Raw genomic sequence first — 24,471 nt, 5'->3', positions numbered from 1 at the left:
GGTGGCCGGGCTGCCGACCAAAGATCAACGATCGCAATCTATTTCGACCAACCAGGCTATCGTCATGGCGATTGTTGCCGGCATCGCCGCGCTCCCGGCGCCGACCCGGGAAGGTGGACGCCCAGCCGGTCCGGCCCCAGATCCCCTCCGGCGCCTGATGGCGGCGCCGCCGAGGCTCTAGTGTGGATACGGACACCGTGTCGGTCAGCGCCTAAAGGAGCAGCATCGCAACAGATTTCGAATGTCGATGATCCACGATTTCCCGAACACGAGGCGAAGGCGGGCTGGGCAATAGATCTCTACCTACCGAGGCACGGCTGATGCCGGGTTTGCTGGTGGCCGGTACGACCAGCGACGCCGGTAAGAGCACCCTAACCGCCGGTCTTTGTCGTGCGTTCGCCCGACGCGGCGTCAGGGTGGCGCCCTTCAAGGCCCAGAACATGTCCAACAACTCGATGGTCTGCCAAGGCCCGGGTGGCGCGGGTGTGGAGATCGGTCGCGCGCAATGGGTGCAGGCGCTCGCGGCCAACGCGACACCTGATGCGGCCATGAATCCGGTCTTGCTCAAGCCGGGGAGTGACCACCGCAGCCACGTGGTGTTGATGGGCAGATCCTGGGGCGAACTGGCGTCGTCCAACTGGTTCGAGGGCCGGCAGGTTCTCGCCGATACGGCGCACCGAGCCTTCGACGACCTGGCGGCCCGCTACGACGTCGTCGTCGCCGAAGGTGCCGGCAGCCCAGCCGAAATCAACCTCCGTGCGGGCGACTACGTCAACATGGGGCTTGCCCGTCACGCGGAACTGCCGACCATCGTCGTCGGCGACATCGACCGCGGAGGGGTGTTCGCGGCATTCTTCGGAACCATCGCGCTGCTGTCTGCCGAGGACCAGGCGCTGGTCGCGGGGTTTGTCGTCAACAAGTTCCGTGGCGACCTCGACTTGCTGGCACCAGGTCTGCGTGACCTCGAGCGGGTCACGGGCAGACAGGTGTTCGGCACGCTGCCGTGGCACGCTGACCTCTGGCTGGACTCAGAGGACGCCCTCGACCTGACCGGCCGGCGCGCGGCGAGCGCGGGGGCCCATCGGGTGGCCGTCGTGCGCCTCCCACGGATCAGCAACTTCACCGATGTCGACGCACTGGGTCTGGAACCCGACCTGGATGTCGTGTTTGCTTCCGACCCCCGAGGGCTGGGCGATGCCGACCTGATCGTGGTCCCGGGTACCCGTGCAACGATCGCCGATCTGGCGTGGCTACGAGCGAGGGGCCTGGACCGTGCGCTGATGGCGCATGTGGCGGCGGGCAAGCCGCTGCTCGGCATCTGCGGCGGGTTCCAGATGCTGGGGCGGGTGATTCGCGACCCAGACGGTGTGGAAGGGCCGGTAGCCGAGGCCGACGGTTTGGGCTTGCTCGACGTGGAGACCACGTTCGGCGCCGAGAAGGTGCTGCGCTTGCCGCGCGGGCAGGGACTCGGAGTGACCGCTTCGGGCTATGAGATACATCACGGCAGGATTACCGCCGGTGACGCCGCTCAGCAGTTCCTCGGCGGCGCGCGTGACGGACAAGTATTCGGGACGATGTGGCACGGTTCGCTCGAAGGGGATGCCCTGCGCGAGGCCTTCCTGCGCGAGACGCTCGGGCTCACTGGGTCGGGCACTTCGTTCTCGGCGGCACGCGAGCGCCGCCTGGACCTGCTCGGCGATCTGGTCGAACGTCACCTTGACGTCGATGCACTGCTCGCCCTGGCTCGGCACGGTTGCGCGCCGGCCTTGCCCTTCCTCCCGCCCGGCGCGCCGTGATCGCACCGAGCGGTCGACGACCCTCGACACAACTCGAACGTGCGGTAGTCATCGACCCGACCGGGCCGGACGCGCTCACCCCGCGCTCGTGGGCGCCGGCGTTGGCTTCGCCGGCAATTGGCAATCGCGTTTTTATTTTGGAGCTGAATTCTAGATCGCGTCATTAAATTCGGGCCGATCCGGGCGCGCCGATATGCATTGGTTGCGGCCGTTATTAGAAAAGTCGGATTCCGCCCTATTTCATTCCTCTTGGTATACGCTGACCGGGTCCAAGTGCCGGGCGGTGGCGGTAGCATCTGTCGTTTGCTGTAAGTGCGAAAGCCCAGAACAAGACACTGATAATGGATTGCTGAACAATGAGGTCAAGATGGCGACAGGCAACCTGCGAATGCTGCTTAAATGGCTGCTCGGAGCGGTATTCATCAGTTTGTACGCGTTTTTGGTGACGGGTTGCGCCGAAGAGTTGACTTTGCCTCGAGGGCCGGAGATCGGCTGCTTTAATCGGCATTGTTAGCCGAGTACTCGTTGGCTTTCCGGTGTGCTCCACGGCCACGCCTGGCCGGCGTCGGCGCCGAGTTCGCTGTGGCCACCATGATCTAGCCGGGTGTGCCGATCCCACCGGCAAGTGATCCCCCGACTCGCGCGCTAGAGCTGGCTCACCACGAAAGTCGCTGCCTGACTGGGCATCCCGGACTGCGCATACGACAGGTGTGCCGCGGAGAACATCTCATCGTGAGAAGGCAGCGCAAGGGCGCCGGGGGTGCAAATCGGATCGTTGGGCGCACACAAGTCAATCGCTTTATGGCCATACCAGGGGCTGATCTCGCTTATTGGCCCGCCAATAATATCTGTCGGTCGGATTCCCGAAGACGGCGACCGCGGCGACGTGATCAGCCACCTCCGCCGATAGCGTTTGGGGGATGAAGCCGGCAACGGGGGCTCGCGCGATCGTGATCAGGTCTATCACCATCGCGCCTTGGGAATATCCGCCGAGCACCAGCTTGGTATTGGGGCAGCTGGCCGCCATGGACTCAACGTGAGTGCTGGCATCGGTGGCGCCCGCGGATGCGGACGGGGGCCAATCTTCGGTGGCGGGGTAGTTGACGGCATACACCCCGAGGGACCGGCCGCCAAGCTGGGAGCGTAGGGAATCGATGAATGCCTGTCCGACCCCACCGACGCCGGGTGGCTCGGCGGTCCCGCGGGCGAACGTCACTTCGGCATCGGGGCAGGCGGCGGCCGACGCGGAGGCAATGATCAGGGGGGCACTCAGCAGGGCCGCGCAGATTGTCGCGAGCCCGACACCCAGCAAACGAGTGAATTGGCGTGCGTTCACGTTTTGATGCTGGCACATCGCGGCCGAAACGGAGCGCCCAAATTGTGCGACGCTCATCCGCGAAACGCTGCGGAAACCAGGTCTGGCCACCGATCGCGCTCACGCGTCCGGTGTTGCACGGAGACGCCAGGAGGCGCAGGTGGCGGCCGGGGGTCCGTTGCCCCGCCCAATCGCCGGCCGCGAGGGCACTGGCCCGAAGCCACCGTCAGGCATCGACCGAAGGTAAAACGTCGAGCATCAGCCGACGTCACACACCTTGGTTGGTGCCCCCGGCACGACTCGAACGTGCGACCTAGGGATTAGAAGGCCCTTGCTCTATCCACCTGAGCTACGGAGGCAATGCGCAGGTCAGTCTATCCAAGCCGGATTCAAGATCAGATTGGGTGACGCGACGCGCCCCAAAATTCTTCGCCTGGGCCAGAAATCGGTTATTGTGTGAGCCTCGACACACGTACAACACCGGCTAGTAATCGGCCGTTTACCGCAACGACGCGTGTGCCTGACGTCGAGGGGTGGGCTTTGTTATGTGCATGGCCAGTGTGACTTCGCGGTGCTCGCGGGCAGGTGCCGAAGCGTTGCGCCAAGGAGCGCAGCTTGCGGCCGACGCGCGCGACGCTGCCCGTTCCGGAGCTCTGTTGCTTCGGGGTTCTCCGTTTGCCCTCGGCTGGGTAGCCGGTTGGGTGTCCGCGGAATTTCCGCCGCACGTGCTGACCGGGCACGCGTTGTCCCGTGTCTCTCCGCCGGCCATCGGCCGGTACGGCACCGCGTGGGCGGCCCAGCGGGCCGATCTGACCCTCACCGCGGCACTCGAGGAGTCCTTCGGATCGGAATTCCGTGACCTGGTGTCACACCCCTCCGGTGATGGCTCGGCGTGTGCGACGCGCGGCGGCCTGCTGCCGTCGGGACCCCGCCGCCGCTACGCGGCGCAGACCTCCGACATCTCCTACGGGCCGGGTGGTCGTGAACATCTGCTCGATGTCTGGCGCCGCCCCGACTTGGCGCCGGGAGGCCGGGCCCCGGTGCTGATCCAGGTGCCTGGGGGAGCGTGGAGCGTCAACGGGAAGCGTCCGCAGGCCTACACGCTGATGAGCCGAATGGTGGAGCTGGGCTGGATTTGCGTCTCCATCAACTACAGCAAGAGTCCGCGCTGCAAGTTCCCCGCACACGTGGTGGACGTCAAGAGGGCGATTGCCTGGGTCCGGGAGAACATCGCCGCCTACGGCGGCAACCCCGATTTCATCGCCCTGACCGGCGGCTCAGCCGGTGCGCACCTGGCCTCCCTGGCGGCGCTGACTCCGTGCGACCCGGCTTTTCAGCCTGGCTTCGAACACGCCGACACGACGGTTCAGGCGGTCGCGCCCTATTACGGCGTTTACGACTTCACCGACTTCGACAACATGCATGAATTGATGCTGCCGTTCCTGGAGCACTTCGTGATGAAGAGCCGCTACGCCGACGACCCGGAGCCGTTCACCGCTGCTTCCCCGATTTCTTACGTGCACCGGGAGGCGCCGCCCTTCTTCGTGCTGCACGGTGAGCGCGATGAGCTTGTCCCAAGCGGGCAGGCGCGGGCGTTCTGCGCAGCGTTGCGGGGCGCCGGAGCCGACACCGTGGCCTATGCCGAGCTCGCCAACGCACATCACGCGTTCGACATCACCCCAACCGTCCGCTCCCGGCTGGCCGCCAGTGCGGTCTCCGACTTCCTGGGGGTCGTCTACGGGCGTTGGACCAGCTCGGTACTGGGTTCGTTGGCGTTCTCAGCGAATTCGGCCAGCTGAATCGGCAGGCGCCGGCCAGAACGCGAGAACCGCCGAGTTACCGACTCGATTGCCAGCCACGTCGTCTTGCGGGCTTGTCCGCGGCGCATGTCGTGCTGAGCGGATCCTCACTTTCACCGCCGCGTCAACCGGACTAGCGTTGTGTTGGCACTTTGGTTGGCGGGGACTGAGCAGGAGGCTTGATTGGCGGTGACGAGGATGGCGCGTCGAGTTGGCCGAGCGGGTCGTGATCATGGCTGAGGCGGTTGGGTTGTCCGATGAGCTGGGGCCCGTCGATTATTTGATGCATCGGGGCGAGGCGAATCCGCGGACGCGTTCGGGGATCATGGCCCTAGAGCTTCTCGATACCACGCCGGACTGGGAGCGGTTCCGGACCCGGTTTGAGAATGCCTCGCGACGCGTGTTGCGGCTGCGGCAGAAGGTGGTTGTTCCCACGCTGCCGACCGCGGCGCCGCGCTGGGTGGTGGATCCGGACTTCAACCTGGACTTCCATGTGCGCCGGGTGCGTGTGTCTGAGCCCGGCACGCTACGCGACGTCTTCGATTTGGCCGAGGTGATCCTGCAATCGCCACTGGATATCTCGCGCCCGCTATGGACGGCCACCCTGGTCGAGGGTTTGGCCGACGGCAAGGCTGCGACTCTGCTGCATGTCAGCCATGCGGTCACTGACGGCGTCGGCGGTGTGGAGATGTTCGCCCAGATCTATGACCTGGAACGGGATCCGGCGCCCAGACCCACACCGCCGCTACCGATTCCCCAGGACTTGTCACCCAATGACTTGATGCGCGAGGGCATCGGCCACCTGCCCATCGCCCTCGTTGGCGGCGTGGCGGGAGCGATAGCCGGGGCGGTCTCGGTGGCCGGACGCGCGGTGCTGGATTCGGCCGCCACCGTCTCGGGGATTGTCGGCTATGCGCTGTCGAGCGTGCGGGTGATGAACCGCGCGGCTGAGCCCTCACCGCTGTTGCGCCGGCGTAGCCTGACCACGCGCACCGAGGCGATCGACATTCGGCTCTCCGAGCTACACAAGGCCGCAAAGGCCGGTGGCGGCTCGATCAACGACGCATATCTTGCGGGCCTGTGTGGCGCGCTGCGGCGCTACCACGAGGCCCTCGGGATGCCGATCAACACGCTGCCCATGGCGGTCCCAGTCAATCTGCGGGCCGATGCGGACGGCGCCGGCGGCAACCGGTTCACCGGCGTCAACCTGGCAGCGCCAGTGGGCACCGCCGATCCGGTGGCGCGGATGAAAAAGATCCGAGCCCAGATGACGCAGCGCCGCGACGAGCCCGCGATGAACGTCGTCGGGTCCATGGCGCCAGTGCTCAGTGTCCTACCCACGGCGGTGTTAGAGGGGATCAGCAGTTCGGTGATCGGCTCGGACGTGCAGGCCAGCAACGTGCCGGTCTACCCCGGGGACACCTTCGTCGCTGGAGCAAAGATATTGCGCCAGTACGGGATTGGCCCCTTGCCGGGAGTGGCGATGATGGTGGTGCTGATTTCCCGGGGCGGATGGGCCACCATCACCGTGCGCTACGACCGGGCCTCGGTCCGACATGACGAGTTGTTCGCCCGCTGCCTGGTCGAGGGCTTCGACGAGATCCTGGCGCTCGCCGGCGATCCCGCACCGCGCTCGATTCCTGCCTCTTTCACCACTGTCTCTGGATCGGAGTCTCGATCGGTGTCCAATTCATGAGCGCCGCCGAAGAACCAGGTGACGGGCGCGAGCAGGACAAGGCGGCGGGGGACCTACGGTTACCCGGCTCCGTCGCCGAGATCATGGCCAGCCCCGCGGGACCAAAGGTTGGTGCGTTTTTCGACCTCGACGGCACACTGGTGGCCGGTTTCACGGCCGTCATCCTCACCCAGGAGCGGCTGCGGCGCCGCGACATAGGGGTGGGGGAGCTGCTCGGCATGGTTCAGGCGGGCCTGAACCACACGTTGGGACGAATCGAGTTCGAACAGCTCATCAACACGGCCTCCTCGGCGTTGCGCGGACGCCAGCTCGTCGACTTGGAGGAGATCGGCGAGCGGCTGTTTGCCCAGCGCATCGAGTCGCGGATCTATCCGGAGATGCGCGAGCTGGTCCGGGCGCACGTGGCGCGCGGTCATACCGTCGTGCTCAGCTCGTCGGCCCTGACCATTCAGGTCAATCCGGTGGCCCGCTTCCTGGGTATCGTGAACATGCTCACCAACAAGTTCGAGACCAATGAGGACGGGCTGCTCACCGGTGGCGTGGTGAAGCCGATCCTATGGGGTCCCGGCAAAGCCGCAGCCGTGCAGCGTTTTGCGGCCGAGCACGACATCGACCTCAAAGACAGCTACTTCTACGCCGACGGCGACGAAGACGTCGCACTGATGTACCTGGTCGGTAATCCGCGGCCGACCAACCCGGAAGGCAAGATGGCCGCGGTGGCCAAACGCCGTGGCTGGCCCATCCTGAAGTTCAACAGCCGCGGGGGGGTGGGCCTGCGCCGGCAGATACGAACGCTTGCCGGTTTCAGCACCATGTTCCCGGTTGCTGCCGGGGCAGTGGGAATCGGCCTGCTGACGGGTAATCGCCGCCGTGGGGTGAATTTCTTTACCTCGAACTTCTCCCAGCTGTTGCTTGCGACCAGCGGTGTGCACCTCAATGTCGTCGGCAAGGAGAATCTGACCGCGCAGCGTCCAGCCGTCTTCATCTTCAACCACCGCAACCAGGTCGACCCGGTGATTGCTGGTGCCCTGGTCCGGGACAACTGGGTTGGGGTGGGCAAAAAAGAGCTGCAGAACGACCCGATCATGGGCACGCTGGGCAAGGTCCTCGACGGTGTGTTCATTGACCGCGATGACCCGGCCTCAGCCGTCGAGACGCTGCATACCGTGGAGGAACGCGCAAAGAACGGGCTATCCATCGTGATCGCCCCCGAAGGCACCCGGTTGGACACCACCGAGGTTGGTCCCTTCAAGAAAGGGCCGTTCCGCATCGCTATGGCGGCCGGCATCCCGATCGTGCCGATTGTGATCCGCAATGCGGAGATCGTCGCCTCCCGCAACTCCACCACGATCAATCCGGGAACCGTCGACATAGCAGTGTTTCCGCCGATCCCGGTCGATGACTGGACGCTGGACACCCTTCCGGACCGCATCGCCGAGGTGCGCCAGCTCTATCTGGACACACTCAAGGACTGGCCGGTCGACGAACTGCCCGAGGTCAATCTCTACGCCGAGGAAAAGGCGGCCAAGAAAGCCAAGGCGCAGCTTGCCAAGGCGTCCGCGAAGGAGACACCGGCCAAGAAAGCACCCGCGAAGAAGGCTGCCGCCAAGAAGGAGACACCGGCCAAGAAGGCACCTGCGAAGAAGGCGCCGGCCAAGAAGGCACCTGCCAAGAAGGCGACGGCAAAGAAAGCACCCGCCAAGAAGGCGCCTGCGAAGAAGGTGCCCGAGAGCGCGGCTGCAAAGGCTGCGACGCCCGCCACCGACACCGAGCTGTCCGCACCCAAGCCGGTGGGCGAGGCGTCGAACCCGACCGAGATCGCACCCGAACCCATTGCCCATGATGGCGACGCGCAACAACTCGGCGCAGGCCGAAGCGACGCGGCCGAGTCATCGAGCTCTAGGCCCAAAGGACGGCCGTGACCAAACCGGTCGCTGATACCAGCGCAGTCCTTACCTCTGAAGACACGCTGGTGCTGGCCTCGATGGGCTCGCCGGTCGAAATGCAGCTGATCATGGATTGGCTGGGCGAGCAGCGGGCCCGCACACCAGGGGCAAAGTTCGACGTCCTGAAGCTGCCGCCGCGAAATGCCCCGACGGCCGCGCTGACCGCGCTGGTTGAGCAACTCGAGTCCGGTTCCGAAGCCGGCGCAGATCGGTCCATCGTGCCGGTCCAGGTGTTCTGGCAGCCGCCGGCGGATCGCAGCCGGTTGGCAAAGGTTGCCGGGCTTCTTCCGGGCCGCGATCCATACCATCCCAACCCCCGCCAGCAGCGCCGCATCCTGCGTTCGGACCCGCAGCGTGCTAGGGTGATGGCAGGGGAGTCGGCCACGGTGTCGGAGCTGCGCAAGCAGTGGCGTGACAACACCGTTGGCGAGGACCAACACGACTTTGCCCATTTCGTTGCCCGCCGGGCGATCCTGGCGCTGGCCCGCGTCGAGTACCGGATCCTTGGGCCGCAATACAAATCGCCGCGGCTGGTGAAGCCAGAGATGTTGGCGTCCGCACGATTTCGTGCCGGCCTGGAAAAGATCCCCGGCGCCACTGTCGAGGAAGCCGGCAAGATGCTCGACGAACTTGCCACCGGCTGGAGTCAGGCATCGGTCGATGTTTTTTCCGTCCTGGGCAGGCTGATCAGCCGCGGATTCGATCCCGAATTCGACTACGACGAATATCAGGTCGCGGCCATGCGCACCGCGCTGGAAGCCCATCCAGCTGTCTTGCTGTTCTCCCACCGGTCCTACATCGACGGGGCGGTGGTACCGGTGGCGATGCAGGACAACCGGCTGCCGCCGGTGCACATGTTCGGCGGCGTCAACCTGTCGTTCGGCGTGATGGGGCCGCTCATGCGGCGCGCGGGGATGATCTTCATCCGGCGCAATATCGCCGGCGACTCGCTGTACAAGTACGTGCTCAAGGAATACGTCGGCTATGTCGTCGAGAAGCGGTTCAACCTGAGTTGGTCCATCGAAGGCACCCGCTCGCGCGCCGGAAAGATGTTGCCACCCAAGCTCGGCCTGATGAGCTATGTCGCCGATGCCTACCTCGACGGGCGCAGTGACGACATCCTGCTGCAAGGGGTTTCGATCTGTTTCGACTAGCTGCACGAGATCGCTGAATACGCCGCCTACGCGCGCGGCGCCGAGAAGACACCCGAGGGCTTCAGCTGGCTCTACAACTTCATCAAGGCACAGGGCGAGCGCAACTACGGAAAGATCTATGTGCGCTTCCCGGAAGCGGTCTCCATGCGGCAGTACCTCGGTGTTCCGCATGGTCCGATAACCCATGATCTGGCGGCCAAAAGGCTTGCGCTGCAGAAGATGTCCTTCGAGGTCGCGTGGCGGATTCTGCGAGCGACGCCGATGACCGCGACCGGTTTGGTGTGTGCATTGCTGCTCACCGCACGTGGTACCGCACTAACCCTTGGCCAGTTGCACCACACGTTGCAGGATTCGCTTAACTATCTCGAACGCAAGCAGACACCGATGTCGACCAGTGCGCTGCGGCTGCGTTCGCGCGAGGGGGTCCGGGCGGCCGTGGACGCCCTGTCCAACGCGCACCCGGTCACCCGGGTGGACAGCGGCCGCGAACCGGTCTGGTACATCGCTCCCGAGGACGAACTCGCCGCGGCCTTCTACCGGAATTCGGTGATCCACGCCTTCCTGGAAACCTCGATCGTGGAGCTTGCGCTGGCCCATGCCCGCCACGCCGAAGGCGATCGCATGGCCGCCTTCTGGGACCAGGTGATGCGGTTGCGGGATCTGCTGAAATTCGACTTCTACTTCGCCGACTCGGCGGCATTTCGCGCCAACATCGCCGAAGAGATGGCGTGGCACCAGGACTGGGAAAGCCAGGTCGCCGCCGGGGGCGATCAGATCGACGCAATCCTTTATGCAAAGCGACCGCTGATTTCGGACGCCATGCTGCGGGTGTTCTTCGAGGCCTACGCAATCGTTGCCGACGTGCTGCGCGATGCTCCGGCGAACATCAAACAGAAGGACCTGACGGACTTGGCGCTGGGCCTCGGGCGCCAATACGTGGCCCAGGCGCGGGTCCGCAGCAGCGAGCCGGTGTCAACACTGCTCTTCGCAACCGCACGTCAGGTGGTCGACGACCAGCACCTGATCGAGCCCGCGCCAGACCTGACCGAGCGTCGGAGCGCGTTCCTGGCCGAATTGCGCAATATCCTGCGTGATTTCGACTACGTCGGGAAGATCGCGCGAAACCGGTTCGTGGCTCGTGAGCTCAAGGCCCGTCAGGAGCGACTCGAGCAACAGGCTCAGTAGTCGCCGCGACGGTGCGGCGATCGACGCCGCCAGTGGCGCCGCCCGGCGCCGCAACAGCTAGCCGTTGCCTGCCGCCGCCCAGTGCTGGCCATCGACGGGAACCGCGTGATCATCGCTGTCATGTGAGCGGGGCGCAGGCGTCTCGGCTACTTCGCTCCAGCCGGGCGGGCGCAGCAGATACCCGACCCGGCCACGCCACGTCTTTGCCCGCCCAACGTCGCTAAGCATTGCGGCGAATTCGTGGTAGTTGAGTTTGATCGGGTTATGGGTAGCGATGTTCTGCTGCAACCCGTACTGAACCGGCTCGTCTTCCTCGGCGTAGCTACCGAACAGTCGGTCCCACACGATCAGAATGCCGCCGTAGTTCTTGTTGAGGTACGGATTGTTCGCGCCGTGGTGCACACGATGGTGAGAAGGCGTGTTGAACAGATACTCGATCGGTCTGGGCAGTCGGTTGATGCGCTCGGTGTGGATCGGGAACTGATAGAAGAGCACGATTGCGTGGCAAGCGAAGATCATCCAGACGGGGAAGCCGATCAGCGCCAGCGGCACGTAGACGACCGCTGATATGAACAACCAACCGGGGACCAGCCAGGGGGTGCGCATCCCCGTGGACAGGTTGAGGTACTGACTCGAATGATGCACATGATGCGCGGCCCAGAACACTCGAATCCGATGGGTCATGCGGTGCCTGCCGTAGTAGGCCAGGTCGGTCAGCACCAGTGCGCACGCCCAGGTCCACCACTGGGAGGTCGGCAGGTGGATCGGCGTCAGCGAACTGGCGATCAGGACTAGCGGCACTGCGGTGACGCTGCCTACCGATCGAGTCAGTCGGGCCAAGGCGTAGACCGACAGGTTGGCTGCGGTATCGCGAGCGGACACGCTGGGGCGTGACCGGTTGCGCTGTTTGCCGAGCCGGTAGCTGAGGAAGTCCAGCCCCACCAGCACCATGAACCCGGTCAGAAATATCGGGACGGCGCGTTCCATTGCTCACCTAGCATCGTGAGACCCCACCCGGCCGCGTTGTTGAGCAAGGCCGTGGTCCCTGAGCGGTCAGAAGCCGATTCAGAGACCGATGTGTGTGGGTGCCACAAACGTCGGGGCCGGGACGTGTACCAGCTGACCTGAGCATCCTTCGGTCATGTCGTCGCCCTCCGGGGCCGGTGTTCCTTTCAGATCCGATGAGCAGCCCACCGCCAGCAGCGCATAAGCGGCCGCCACCAGCGTGCCGACCACCCAGGCCACCCGTACGCCCATCCTCTGGCCCTTCAACTTTGCGTTCACCGTGGCAGCCTCCGTTTGCTGTCCGGTCGCCGTGGCTGGCAAATGCGACGACCTTTGGATGCTATCGCCGTTGACCTGCTGAGACGGGTGGTTTTCAGATTCTGGTGACAGTTGGTTTCAGGTCTGCGGCCGTGGCCCCACGCTCGGGACTTCGATCCACAGTCACGTCTTTGCCCACAGGCGGATTGGACGGACCGCGCCCGCCTCGGGCGGCTGTCGGTGCGGTGCAGGTGAATGACAGCCAGCACCGCGCGGATCCACCCGCGGGCGGCACGAAACAGCCAACGACAGCAACCCAGCGAAGGGAATCGTGCAGATGTTTGAAACGCCTCTTACCGTGGTCGGTCACATCGTCAATGACCCGCAGCGCCGGAAGGTCGGCGATCAGGAGTTCATCAAGTTCCGGGTCGCCAGCAATTCGCGCCGGCGGACCGCAGACGGCGGCTGGGAGCCGGGCAACTCGCTGTTCATCACCGTGAACTGCTGGGGCAGGCTGGTTACCGGGGTGGGGGCGGCATTGGGCAAAGGTGCACCGGTGATTGTCGTGGGCCACGTCTACACCAGCGAGTACGAGGACCGCGATGGCAACCGCCGCTCCTCGCTCGAGCTGCGGGCAACCTCCGTCGGTCCAGATCTCTCGCGCGTCATTGTGCGTATCGAGAAGCCCGGGTACACGGGTCCGAGCCCGGAAAAGGCAGCGGCGGCCGCGGCCACAACGCGATGCGAGGACGTCGCCGACAACGACGACCACAGCGCCCGCGACGTTGCTGACACTGCGGACGTTGCGGCGGGTGCGGACGCCGCCGATCGCAATGCACTGCCACTGTCGGCTTAGCGCTGCGCGGTGGTGCCTAGGATGGTCGGCGGGGTAACTCCAAAGACTAGAAAGGCAATACCGCGGCATGGCTGAGTTCATCTACACGATGAAGAAGGTCCGCAAGGCGCACGGCGACAAGGTGATCCTCGACGACGTCACGTTGAGCTTCTACCCGGGCGCCAAGATCGGTGTCGTCGGCCCTAACGGGGCCGGAAAATCGAGCGTCTTGCGGATCATGGCCGGTTTGGACAAGCCGAACAACGGCGACGCGTTCTTGGCTACCGGGGCCACGGTCGGCATCCTCTTGCAGGAGCCGCCGCTGAACGAGGAAAAGACGGTTCGGGGCAACGTCGAAGAGGGTCTGGGCGACATCAAGGTGAAGCTCGACCGATTCAACGAGGTCGCCGAGTTGATGGCCACCGACTACAGCGACGAGCTGATGGAAGAAATGGGCCGGCTGCAGGAGGATTTGGACCACGCCGACGCGTGGGACATCGACTCGCAGCTGGAGCAGGCCATGGACGCGCTGCGCTGCCCGCCGCCCGAGGAGCCGGTGGCCAACTTATCCGGTGGTGAACGCCGGCGGGTTGCGCTGTGCAAGCTGCTGCTGTCGAAACCGGATCTGCTGCTGCTCGACGAGCCGACCAACCACCTCGACGCGGAAAGCGTGCAGTGGCTCGAACAGCACCTTGCCAGCTATGCCGGTGCGGTACTGGCGGTCACTCACGACCGCTACTTCCTCGACAATGTCGCCGAATGGATCCTGGAATTGGATCGCGGCCGCGCCTACCCGTACGAAGGTAACTACTCGACCTATCTCGAGAAGAAGGCCGATCGGCTGGCGGTGCAGGGCCGAAAGGACGCGAAGCTGCAAAAGCGGCTGCAGGAAGAGCTGGCCTGGGTTCGGTCGGGGGCAAAGGCGCGCCAAGCCAAGAGCAAGGCGCGTCTGCAGCGCTACGAGGAGATGGTCGCCGAGGCGGAGAAGACTCGCAAGCTTGACTTCGAGGAGATCCAGATACCGGTCGGACCCCGGTTGGGCTCCGTGGTGGTCGAGGTCGAACACCTCGACAAGGGCTTCGGCGGGCGCACCCTGATCAAGGACCTGTCCTTCACCTTGCCCCGCAACGGCATCGTCGGCGTTATCGGCCCTAACGGAGTGGGCAAGACCACCCTGTTCAAAACCATTGTGGGGCTCGAGGAGCCGGACAGCGGCACGGTCAAGGTCGGCGAAACGGTCAAGTTGAGCTACGTCGATCAGACTCGCGCTGGCATTGATCCGAAGAAGACCGTGTGGGAAGTCGTCTCGGACGGGCTCGACTACATCGAAGTGGGCCAGTCTGAAGTGCCCTCGCGCGCCTACGTGTCGGCCTTTGGGTTCAAGGGACCAGACCAGCAGAAACCCGCGGGTGTGTTGTCGGGCGGCGAGCGCAACAGGCTCAACCTTGCGCTGACGCTCAAGCAGGGCGGCAACTTGATCCTGCTGGACGAACCGACCAACGACCTGGATGTCGAGACACTGAGTTCGCTGGAGAACGCGCTGGTCAACTTCCCGGGCTGTGCCGTGGTGATCTCGCACGACCGCTGGTTCCTCGACCGCACGTGCACGCACATCCTGGCGTGGGAAGGCGACGCTGACAGCGAGGCCAAGTGGTTCTGGTTCGAGGGGAACTTCGGAGCCTACGAAGAAAATAAGGTTGAGCGGCTTGGCGTCGAGGCTGCGCGGCCGCACCGGGTTACTCATAGAAGGTTGACGCGCGACTAGTGTCAGCTCTGCGAAGGCCCCGCGACGATGCGGCCGCTATGGCTGCTGAGGAGTGGGGCAGTCAAGTGGTGCCCCGCAACGATGCGGCCGCTATGGCTGCTGAGGAGTGGGGCAGTCAAGTGGTGCCCCGCAACGATGCGGCCCCTATGGCCGGTGAGGAGTGGGGCCGATCAAGTAGCGCGCTGGTTTCAGTCGTGAGTTTGGAGCAGTCGGCATGACGATCGATCCCGGGGCCAAGCAGGATGTCGGGGCGTGGACGGCGTTCACCCAACCCGCCGACATTCCTGACTGGATCTCGCAGGCCTACCTGGACAGCTACCAGCGTCGGGGGGAGGAGGATTCGCAGGCTTCACAACGAGCCGCCGAAGCCGCTGCCTCCGTGGTGACGCCGGCGATGCTGAGTGCGCACTATCGGCTCGGGCAGCACCGCCCCATGGGTGAGAGTCGCGTCGCCGTGTATCCGGCGGACGACCCGGTCGGGTTCGGGCCGGCGCTGCAAGTGGTCACCGAGCACGGCAGCATGCTGATGGATTCCGTGACGGTGCTCCTGCACCGGCTTGGTGTTGGCTACACCACCATCATGACCCCGGTCTTCGAGGTGCACCGCGGCCCCACCGGTGAGCTGCAGCGCGTCGAGCCGAAGTCCCTGGACGCCTCGCCCTACGTCGGTGAGGCTTGGATACACGTCCAACTCTCGCCGACGGTCGAGGCCAAAGCCCTCGCCGAAGTCGAACAGTTGCTGCCCAAGGTCTTGGCTGATGTTCAGCGTGTCGCCAAGGATGCGCCGGCAATGATTGCCACCCTCAGCGAATTGGCGGTCGCAGTCGACAGCGATCGCGAAGGCCACTATGCGGCTCCGGACCACCAAGAGGTGGCGGCGTTGATGCGTTGGCTGGGGAATGGAAACTTCCTCTTGCTTGGCTATCAGCCCTGCGAGGTGGACGACGGGATGGTCCTCGGCGACGGCTCGACTGGCCTGGGCGTGCTGCGTGCGCGGACCGGCACGCGGCCCCGGCTTACCGACGAAACCAAGTTGCTGGTCCTGGCGCAGGCGCGGGTCGGCAGTTACCTGCGCTACGGCGCTTACCCGTACGCGATCGCGATACGCGAGAGCCTCGGCGACGGCAATATCGTCGAGCATCGCTTTGTTGGATTGTTCACAGTGGCGGCCATGAACGCCGACGTTTTGGAGATCCCGGGGATCTCGCATCGGGTCCGTGACGCGCTGGAGTTGGCCGGCAACGACCCGAGCCACCCGGGCCAGCTTCTGCTGGACGTCATCCAGACCGTCCCTCGTCCCGAGCTGTTTACCCTGAGCTCCGAACAGTTACTGGCGATGGCCAAAGCGGTGGTGGATCTGGGCTCCCAGCGACGAGCGCTGCTGTTCCTGCGGGTCGATCGGCTGCAGTTCTTTGTCTCGTGTTTGGTCTACTTGCCGCGCGATCGCTACACGACGGCCGTGCGGCTGCAGATCGAGGACATCCTGGTCCGCGAGTTCGGCGGCACCCGGCTGGAGTTCACTGCCAGAGTCAGTGAATCACCCTGGGCGCTCATGCATTTCATGGTTCGGTTGCCCGAAGACGTGGCGACGGGTTCGATCGATGTTTCGGAGGCCAACCGAAGCCGGATTCAGGCGCTGTTGAGCGAGGCCGCGCGCACCTGGGCCGACCGCCTGATCGGCGCTGCCTCCGATGCTTCGGTGCGGCACGCCGACGCCGAGCATTACGCGGCTGCCTTTCCGGAGGCCTACAAGCAGGCGGTCGCCCCGGCCGACGCCATCGACCACATCGCGATCATCAACGAGCTAGCTGATGACTCGGTCAAATTGGTCTTCTCCGATCGCACCGCGGACGGTGTCGCCCAGCTCACCTGGTTCCTGGGGGGCTGTACTGCCTCGCTAAATCAGCTGTTGCCGATGCTGCAGAGCATGGGTGTGGTGGTGCTCGAGGAGCGGCCGTTCACGGTCACCCGCCCGGACGGGTTGCCGGTCTGGATCTATCAGTTCAAGATCTCACCGCATCCCACCATCCCGAAGGCGACGGTTCCCGCCGAGCGGGCCGCGGCGGCACAGCGATTCGCCGATGCGGTCACCGCGATCTGGCAGGGCAGGATCGAGATCGACCGGTTCAACGAGTTGGTCATGCGGGCGGGGCTGACGTGGCAACAGGTGGTCCTGCTGTGTGCCTATTCGAGATACCTGCGGCAAGCGGGCTTCCCCTACAGCCAGTCCTACATCGAATCAGTTCTCAACGAGCACCCCTCCACCGCGCGGTCACTGGTCCTATTGTTCGAGGCCCTGTTCGACCCACGGCCGGCGGGCTCACCGGTAAGTCCTGATGCGCAAGCCGCTGCTGCTGCCGTTGCCGCTGACATCGACGCACTGGTGAGTCTGGATACCGACCGGATTCTGCGGGCGTTCGCGTCGCTGGTTCAGGCCACCCTACGGACCAATTACTTTGTCTCACGCGAAGGTTCGGCCCGCAGCCGCGATGTCTTGTCAGTCAAGTTGGATGCCCAGCTGATCGACGAGCTCCCGCTGCCGCGGCCCAAGTACGAGATCTTCGTTTATTCACCCCGGGTCGAAGGCGTGCATTTGAGGTTCGGCCCGGTAGCGCGAGGCGGGCTGCGCTGGTCGGACCGGCGCGACGATTTCCGCACCGAGATCCTCGGTCTGGTCAAGGCGCAGGCGGTGAAGAACGCCGTCATCGTGCCGGTCGGAGCCAAAGGCGGATTCGTCGTCAAGCGGCCGCCGTTGAGCACCGGCGACGCGGCCACCGACCGCGAGGCCACTCGCGCCGAAGGCGTTGCCTGCTATCAGCTGTTCATCTCCGGGCTGCTCGACGTCACCGACAACGTCGACCACACGACCGGAGTGGTCAGCCCGCCGCCGGAGGTGCTGCGGCGCGACGGCGACGACGCCTATCTGGTGGTGGCCGCGGACAAGGGCACCGCCACGTTCTCCGACATCGCCAACGAGGTCGCCAACTCCTACGGATTCTGGTTGGGTGACGCGTTCGCGTCCGGTGGGTCGGTGGGCTACGACCACAAGGCCATGGGGATCACCGCCAAGGGCGCCTGGGAAGCCGTCAAGCGGCACTTCCGAGAGATGGGGATCGACACCCAGACCGAGGACTTCACCGTCGTGGGCGTCGGCGACATGAGCGGCGACGTCTTTGGCAATGGGATGCTGTTGAGCAAGCACATCAGGCTGATCGCCGCCTTCGATCACCGCCACGTCTTCCTCGACCCGAATCCGGATGCCGCTGCCTCGTGGCAGGAACGGCAGCGAATGTTCGATCTGCCCCGATCCAGCTGGGATGACTACAACAAGTCATTGATCAGCGAGGGCGGGGGGGTGTACAGCCGCGAGCAGAAGTCCATCCCGGTCAGTGACCAGGTTCGCAATGCCCTTGGCATTGGCGGCGACGTCACCGAGATGACCCCGCCCAACTTGATCCGGGCGATTCTGCAGGCCCCAGTGGATCTGCTGTTCAACGGCGGCATAGGGACCTATATCAAGGCTGAGTCGGAGTCGGATGCCGATGTCGGTGACCGTGCCAACAATCCCGTGCGGGTCAACGCGAACCAGGTGCGCGCCAAGGTCATTGGTGAAGGCGGCAACCTCGGGGTCACGGCACTGGGTCGCGTCGAATTCGATCTGTCCGGCGGGCGGATCAACACCGACGCGCTGGACAACTCCGCCGGTGTGGACTGCTCCGACCACGAAGTAAACATCAAGATTCTGATCGACTCGCTGGTCAACGCCGGCAAGGTAAGAACAGACGAACGCAAACAACTGCTCGAGTCGATGACCGACGAGGTGGCACAGCTGGTGCTCACCGACAATTCCGATCAGAACGACTTGATGGGTACCAGCCGCGCTAACCCGGTCAGCCTGCTGCCGGTGCACGCCGACCAGATCAGGTACTTGGTGGCCGAGCGCGGAGTCAGCCGGGAATTGGAGGCGCTGCCCTCCGAAAAGGAGATTGCGCGACGTTCGGAAGCGGGCATCGGGCTCACCTCGCCCGAGTTGGCAACCCTGATGGCGCACGTCAAGCTGGCGCTCAAAGAGACGATGCTGACCACCGAGCTGCCCGATCAGGATGTGTTCGCCTCGAGGTTGCCCTCCTATTTCCCGAAGCCCTTGCGCGAGAGGTTTGCTCCCGAGATCCGCTCGCACCAGCTACGTCGCGAGATCGTCACCACCATGGTGATCAACGACCTGGTGGACACCGCCGGCATCACCTACGCCTTTCGGATCACCGAAGACGTCGGTGTCTCACCGATCGACGCGGTGCGCACCTACATGGCCACCGACGCCATCTTCGGCGTGAGTCACATCTGGCGCCGTATCCGTGCGGAGGAGCTACCGGTGGCGCTGTCCGACCGGTTGACGTTGGATACCCGCCGGCTCATCGACCGTGCCAGTCGCTGGCTGCTCAACTACCGCCCTCAGCCGCTCGCCGTCGGCGCCGAGATCAACCGGTTCGCCGCGAAGGTCAAAGCGTTGACCCCGCGGATGTCGGAGTGGTTGCGCGGCGACGATAAGGCTATCGTCGAGAAGACCTCCGAGGAGTTCATCGCCCAGGGCGCACCCGAGGACCTGGCGTACCGCGTTGCGGTCGGCCTGTATCGCTACAGCCTGCTCGACATCATCGACATCGCCGACATCGCCGATATCGACGCGGCCGAAGTCGCCGATACCTACTTTGCCCTGGTGGATCGGCTGGGTGCGGACGGTTTGCTCACCGCCGTCTCCGAGCTGCCGCGAAAGGATCGCTGGCATTCATTGGCCCGCTTGGCGATTCGCGACGACATCTACGGCGCGCTGCGGTCGTTGTGCTTCGACGTGATCGCCGTGGGTGAGCCCGATGAGAGCAGTGAGCAGAAGATCCTGGAATGGGAGCAGCTCAGCGCCTCCCGGGTGGACCGGGCACGCCGGACACTCAACGAGATTCGGGATAGCGGCCAAAAGGATCTCGCGACGTTGTCGGTGGCCGCCCGCCAGGTCCGCCGAATGACCCGCACCAGCGGACGAGGGATCTCGGGATGACCGTCGGGTACGTCGCTGCGGTGCCGGTGCGCTGGTCGGACATTGACATGTACCAGCACGTCAACCACGCCACCATGGTCACCATCCTCGAAGAGGCTCGGGTCCCATTCCTCCGGGAGCCGTTCGGCGCCGATATCACCACCATCGGCCTGCTGATCGCCGATGTCCGGGTCACCTACAAGGATCAGCTGCGGCTTGCGGATTCGCCTTTGCAGGTGACGATGTGGACGAAGCGGCTTCGGGCGGTCGACTTCACGCTGGGCTACGAAGTCCGCTCGATCGGCGCGGCCCCGGAGTCCAAGCCGGCCGTCATCGCGGAATCGCAGCTCGCTGCGGTGCACATCGAAGAGCAGCGGCTGGTGCGGTTGTCGGCACAGCATCGGGAGTACCTGCAGCGGTGGCTGCGGGAATGACGGGGACAGACGAGCGCGGGCTGTGGTTGACGGACCCAGCTCATCGTTCGGATCTGTCCACATTCGTCGAGCATGCGATCCGGCTTGACCCGGCCGCGATCATCCGACTGCGGGCACGATCCGCCGGATTGCTGACGGCTTGGGTGGCAACCAGTTTCGATGTGCTGGCCAGCCGGGTGGTGGTCGGTAAAGTGCGCCCCAATGACTTAACGGTGGGCGCCGACGCGCTGGCCCGCGGACTTGCTGCGACGGACAGTTCCGGCTACCTGGATCCGGGCTACCCGATGGACTCGGCGTGGCGGGGCGCGCTGCCGCCGGAGTCCGGATTCGTCCACCTCGAAGACCTGCCGGCGCGCGTTGTGCTGGACCTGGCGCAGAGTGGTGCACGACTTGTCAAGGAACACAGCAGCTCTCACGGTCCACCGGTCTCACTGATGGACCAAGAGGTCATCCAGGTCAGCTCCGATGACGCCGCCGTCGGTCTGCCGATGCGCTGCGTATTCGCCTTGACGGCAATGGGTTTCCTGCCGCAGTCGGCAGAAGCGATTGATGCCGATGAGATGGTTCGGGTGCGGGTAATGCCGACGTGGTTGCGGCTGGATGCGCGATTCGGATCGGTGTACCGGCGCCGCGGGCATCCGCCTTTGATGTTGAGGTGATAGTCGGGCTCGCGGCTTGCCCGGAAGCGGTCGGAGCCCTGGGTTCATTACCCGTGGCGACGAACGGTCGTCGGTGTGTTGGGGCCACACGCGTTTCGCGCTGTCCGGCTAGACCGAAACCGGCATCTGATCACCGAGGAGGAACAAGATCAGCTCGCCGAGTTGCGTATCGGGGTAGTCGGCTTGAGCGTCGGACACACCCTCGCGTACACCCTCGCGGCCGAAGGGCTCTGCGGTGAGCTGCGGCTCGCCGACTTTGATCACCTGGAGCTGTCCAATCTCAATCGGGTCCCTTTGTCGGTGCTCGACCTCGGCGTGAACAAAGCGACCGCTGCTGCGCGCCGGATAGCTGAGTTGGATCCCTACCTGAAGGTGTCCGTCGTCACGGCCGGCATCACCGCAGATACGATCGACGCTTTTCTTGACGGGCTGCACATCGTGGTCGAGGAATGCGACTCGCTGGACACGAAAGTCATGGTCCGTGAGGCTGCGCGCGCACGGCGGATACCGGTCATCATGGCCACTGATTATCGCGGTCTGTTAGACGTCGAGCGATACGACCTGGAACCGACGCGGCCGATCCTGCACGGCCTGCTCGGCGACATCGACGCTGCAGCCCTGAGCGGATTGTCGGACTGGGACAAGATTCCACACCTTTATCGCATTACCTCTCCCGAGAAGGTGACGGCGCGAGAGGCCGCGGCGTTCATCGAAGTTGGTTCGACGCTGTCCGGCTGGCCACAGCTGGCCAGCGAGGTCCAACTCGGGGCGGCCAGCGTTGCTGAGGCCGTTCGCAAAATTGGCTTACAACAGCCGTTTTCATCGGGCCGCATCCGTATGGACGTCGAAGAGATGCTCAGCCGTATCGACGATCCCGCCGCCCACGCCACCGACCGGCAGACGGCCGGGCCGGCTTGCGCCGCGCAGTCTGATGCCGACGCCGACCCACTGGCCGAAGCCGCGCAGCTGGGCGACGTCGTTGACGTGGTCGCCGCGGCCGCCAATCGTGCACCGTCGGTCGGCAACGCCCAACCGTGGCGCATCCGAGCCGATCGGGACTGTGTTGTCATCGAACTCGCGCCCGAGTACACGTCTTTGGTGGACATCGGTTTGCGCTGCAGCGCGGTAGGAATCGGCGCGGCGGTGTTCAACGCGCGGGTCGCGGCCGCTGCCCATGGTGTTCTCGGGCCGGTCGAGATCGGTGCGGTCAGCGAACGGTCTCCGTTGACCGCGACGGTAAGACTGGGCAGCGGAGATGACCCGGATCTGGCGCGACTTTACGAACCGATGCTGGCGCGCCAGACGAATCGGCACTATGGGACGCCCACTCCGATCTCCGATGAGACGGTGGAGATGCTGGAACTTGCCGCTCGCGGCGAGGGCGCGCGGCTGCAGGTCTTGCGCAGTCGTGACGACATCGACAGGGCGGCAAGGATTATCGGAGCCAGTGACCGCATCCGCTATCTCACTCCGGAGCTGCATGCCGAATTGGTTGCTGAGCTGCACTGGCCAACTGACCCGGCCGCGAACAGCGGCATCGACGTTCGCAGTCTGGAGCTGGATGCGTTCAGGTTGATGATGCTCGAGCAGATCTGCCGCCCTGAGGTCACGGCCCAACTCGCGCGGTGGGATGGGGGAGTGGCCTTAGGGTTCGACGGCTTCGCCCGGCTCTCTTCGAGTTCGGCGCTGGCCCTGGTGTACGTGCAAGGCCGGTCGTTGGCCGATTACGCACGTGGCGGATCGGCCTCTCAAGCCGTGTGGATCCGCGCACAGCAGGAGGGGCTGGCGGTAGGACCGACAACGCCGCTGTTTCTCTACGCTCACAACGATCAAGAGCTGCATGGCCTGTCTTCGAGCTACGGTGCCCAGCTACAGCGACTGCAGCTGGAGTTCGCCGAACTGGCCGACGCCGACACGGGTGAGTCGCCGGCCATCTTGTTGCGGTTCTGCACCGCACCGAGCCCGTCAGTTCGCAGCCGGCGCCGGCCGTTAGCAGAGTGGCGCAAGGGGGTTCGGAGCGGCGCGGACGCATGATCGGGGCCAGCCTCGTCGCCGGACGCGCCAGGCGGATAGCTCGGGGCACCCGTCGGGCGCGATCATTGAACCCGTGGCCTGCGCTGTGGGCGATGTTGGTCGGCTACTTCATGATCGTCCTGGACTCCACGGTGGTGATGTTCGCCAACCCGAGCATCATGGCCGACCAGCACACCAGTTACTACCTGGTGATTTGGGTGACGAGTGCCTACCTACTGACGTACGCGGCGCCGTTGCTGGTGGCCGGGCGCCTTGGTGATCGATTCGGTCCCAAGAACATCTATGTCATCGGCCTTGCGGTGTTCACGGGGGCATCGTTGTGGTGTGGGTTGTCTGGCAGCATCGGGATGCTGATCACGGCCCGTGCGGTGCAGGGCCTGGGCGCCTCGCTGCTATTTCCGCAGACGTTGTCGATCATCAGCCGGATATTCGAGCCGCAGCGCCGTGGTGTGGCGTTGGCCATCTGGACAGCCACCGGTGGCGTCGCAACTTTGGTGGGACCGTTGGCCGGTGGTGTGTTGGTCCAGGCGCTGGGCTGGTAGTGGATCTTTTTCATCAACGTCCCTATCGGCCTCGCCGGGCTGGTGCTGGCAGCCCTGCTGCTCCCGGTCTTGCCGGTACACCGCCCGCAGCTGGATCTGCTTGGGGCCGCACTGTCGGCGCTGGGTGTCTTTCTCGTGGTGTTCGCGCTGCAAGAGGGTCAGCACGCGGGGTGGGCGCCGTGGACCTCGATGATGCTGATCGGCGGCGTCGGGGTCATCGCGGTGTTCGTCTATTGGCAGTCGGTCAATCGCGGTGACCCGCTGGTCCCGTTGAAGATCTTCAGCGACCGCAACTTCAGTCTGTCCAGCATCGGGGTGGCGGCCGTCGCGTTTGCGACGACAGCGATGATGGTGCCGGCGATGTTCTTCGTGCAGTCGGCCGTGGGGTTGTCGCCGATCCGCTCGGCGGCATTGATTGCCCCGATGGTGGTCATGAGTGGGGTGGTGTCGCCCCTGGTCGGCAAGATCGTCGACAGGTATCACCCGAAGCTGGTGGTTAGCTCAGCGTTCACGATGCTGGCGGTCGCGCTCACCTGGCTATCGATCGAGATGTCTTTGAGCACGCCGATCTGGCGGCTGGTGCTGCCCATCACGGCGCTCGGCGTGGCCATTCCCTTTGTGTGGGCGCCGCTGGCCGCCATTGGCTCGCGAGACCTGCCGGCACAGTTGGCGGGTACGGGCGCCGGCGTGTACACAGCGGCTCGGCAGGTGGGGGCCGTGCTTGGCGCCTCAGGCATGGCGGCGTTCATGACAGCGCGGATCGCCGCCGAGATGCCGCCGTCGCCAGGGAACTCGCCTGCGCTGCGCGGCAGCGACGGCACAGCGGTGCGACTTCCCGGGTTGCTGCGTGAGCCCTTCTCGGTCGCGATGTCGCAGTCGATGCTGCTGCCCGCGTGCGTGGCATTGTGCGGCGTGGCCGCCGGGTTGTTCATGCTGGGCTTCTCGGGATCGACCGATACCGGTCACGAAGCAGCGGACCAACCGGGTTGAGCGGACCACCGGTTCCCGATCCGGTC

The 24,471-nt window shown here is 64.8% G+C and carries 13 protein-coding genes, 1 tRNA gene and 3 pseudogenes; 12 read left to right on the top strand and 5 right to left on the bottom strand.

The window, feature by feature from the left end:
• The first annotated feature begins 320 nt into the window (after positions 1-320).
• Positions 321-1,796: a cobyric acid synthase gene (locus SHTP_RS18585; protein ID WP_096371406.1), complete on the top strand. Its 1,476-nt coding sequence runs from the start codon at positions 321-323 to the stop codon at positions 1,794-1,796.
• A gap of 645 nt (positions 1,797-2,441) precedes the next feature.
• Here the strand turns inward: SHTP_RS18585 and SHTP_RS30480 are convergent.
• The 3 genes from SHTP_RS30480 to SHTP_RS18575 all read right to left on the bottom strand — a co-directional run bounded on the left by SHTP_RS30480 (position 2,442) and on the right by SHTP_RS18575 (position 3,470).
• Positions 2,442-2,585 (bottom strand): alpha/beta hydrolase family protein, encoded by a 144-nt coding sequence (locus tag SHTP_RS30480; RefSeq protein WP_420866612.1) that lies wholly within the window; start codon positions 2,583-2,585, stop codon positions 2,442-2,444.
• Between the two features lie 10 nt (positions 2,586-2,595).
• Positions 2,596-3,132: a cutinase family protein gene (locus tag SHTP_RS18580; protein WP_420866611.1), complete on the bottom strand. Its 537-nt coding sequence runs from the start codon at positions 3,130-3,132 to the stop codon at positions 2,596-2,598.
• A gap of 261 nt (positions 3,133-3,393) precedes the next feature.
• Positions 3,394-3,470 (bottom strand) — tRNA-Arg (locus tag SHTP_RS18575).
• Between the two features lie 186 nt (positions 3,471-3,656).
• On the opposite strand from SHTP_RS18575, the gene lipQ reads away from it, so the two are divergent.
• The 4 genes and pseudogenes from lipQ (at position 3,657) to SHTP_RS18555 (ending at position 10,891) form a co-directional block, all read left to right on the top strand.
• Positions 3,657-4,910, top strand: a complete 1,254-nt coding sequence (lipQ, locus tag SHTP_RS18570) for an esterase LipQ (protein ID WP_096371405.1) — start codon at positions 3,657-3,659, stop codon at positions 4,908-4,910.
• A 232-nt stretch (positions 4,911-5,142) separates the two neighbouring features.
• A complete protein-coding gene (locus SHTP_RS18565; RefSeq protein WP_096372544.1) occupies positions 5,143-6,606 on the top strand; it encodes a WS/DGAT/MGAT family O-acyltransferase in 1,464 nt (487 codons plus the stop codon).
• On the top strand, positions 6,603-8,528 hold the full coding sequence (locus tag SHTP_RS18560; protein ID WP_096371404.1) for an HAD-IB family hydrolase/lysophospholipid acyltransferase family protein: 1,926 nt from the start codon (positions 6,603-6,605) through the stop codon (positions 8,526-8,528). Before SHTP_RS18565 ends, SHTP_RS18560 begins: the two co-directional genes overlap by 4 nt.
• Positions 8,525-10,891: pseudogene (locus tag SHTP_RS18555) on the top strand (glycerol-3-phosphate 1-O-acyltransferase). Before SHTP_RS18560 ends, SHTP_RS18555 begins: the two are co-directional and overlap by 4 nt.
• A 57-nt stretch (positions 10,892-10,948) precedes the next feature.
• Here the strand turns inward: SHTP_RS18555 and SHTP_RS18550 are convergent.
• Complete coding sequence (locus tag SHTP_RS18550) at positions 10,949-11,878, bottom strand: sterol desaturase family protein (RefSeq protein ID WP_015356571.1); 930 nt, start codon at positions 11,876-11,878, stop codon at positions 10,949-10,951.
• Between the two features lie 78 nt (positions 11,879-11,956).
• On the bottom strand, positions 11,957-12,175 hold the full coding sequence (locus SHTP_RS18545) for a hypothetical protein (RefSeq protein ID WP_231991166.1): 219 nt from the start codon (positions 12,173-12,175) through the stop codon (positions 11,957-11,959).
• 316 nt (positions 12,176-12,491) lie between these two features.
• On the opposite strand from SHTP_RS18545, the gene SHTP_RS18540 reads away from it, so the two are divergent.
• From SHTP_RS18540 to SHTP_RS18510, 7 genes and pseudogenes are all read left to right on the top strand, one after another.
• Positions 12,492-13,010: a single-stranded DNA-binding protein gene (locus SHTP_RS18540; protein ID WP_012395431.1), complete on the top strand. Its 519-nt coding sequence runs from the start codon at positions 12,492-12,494 to the stop codon at positions 13,008-13,010.
• Positions 13,011-13,077: 67 nt separating this feature from the next.
• Entirely contained in the window at positions 13,078-14,754 is a 1,677-nt protein-coding gene (gene ettA / locus SHTP_RS18535) for an energy-dependent translational throttle protein EttA (RefSeq protein ID WP_012395430.1), read from the top strand.
• A 214-nt stretch (positions 14,755-14,968) separates the two neighbouring features.
• Positions 14,969-19,807 (top strand): NAD-glutamate dehydrogenase, encoded by a 4,839-nt coding sequence (locus tag SHTP_RS18530; RefSeq protein WP_096371402.1) that lies wholly within the window; start codon positions 14,969-14,971, stop codon positions 19,805-19,807.
• Positions 19,804-20,220 carry an acyl-CoA thioesterase gene (locus tag SHTP_RS18525; RefSeq protein WP_012395428.1) on the top strand — a complete coding sequence of 139 codons (417 nt, stop codon included), beginning with the start codon at positions 19,804-19,806 and terminating at the stop codon, positions 20,218-20,220. The genes SHTP_RS18530 and SHTP_RS18525 overlap by 4 nt, the downstream gene beginning before the upstream one ends.
• A complete protein-coding gene (locus SHTP_RS18520; RefSeq protein WP_011741473.1) occupies positions 20,217-20,879 on the top strand; it encodes a DUF8010 domain-containing protein in 663 nt (220 codons plus the stop codon). The genes SHTP_RS18525 and SHTP_RS18520 overlap by 4 nt, the downstream gene beginning before the upstream one ends.
• 24 nt (positions 20,880-20,903) lie before the next feature.
• Positions 20,904-22,913: pseudogene (locus tag SHTP_RS18515) on the top strand (Rv1355c family protein); the annotation flags it as partial.
• Positions 22,910-24,445: pseudogene (locus tag SHTP_RS18510) on the top strand (MFS transporter). The pseudogenes SHTP_RS18515 and SHTP_RS18510, both read left to right, overlap by 4 nt.
• The last annotated feature ends 26 nt before the right edge of the window (positions 24,446-24,471 follow it).

It is taken from the genome of Mycobacterium ulcerans subsp. shinshuense (assembly GCF_002355775.1).
Lineage (GTDB): Bacteria > Actinomycetota > Actinomycetes > Mycobacteriales > Mycobacteriaceae > Mycobacterium > Mycobacterium marinum.
This window is presented reverse-complemented; position numbering and strand designations above follow the sequence as displayed.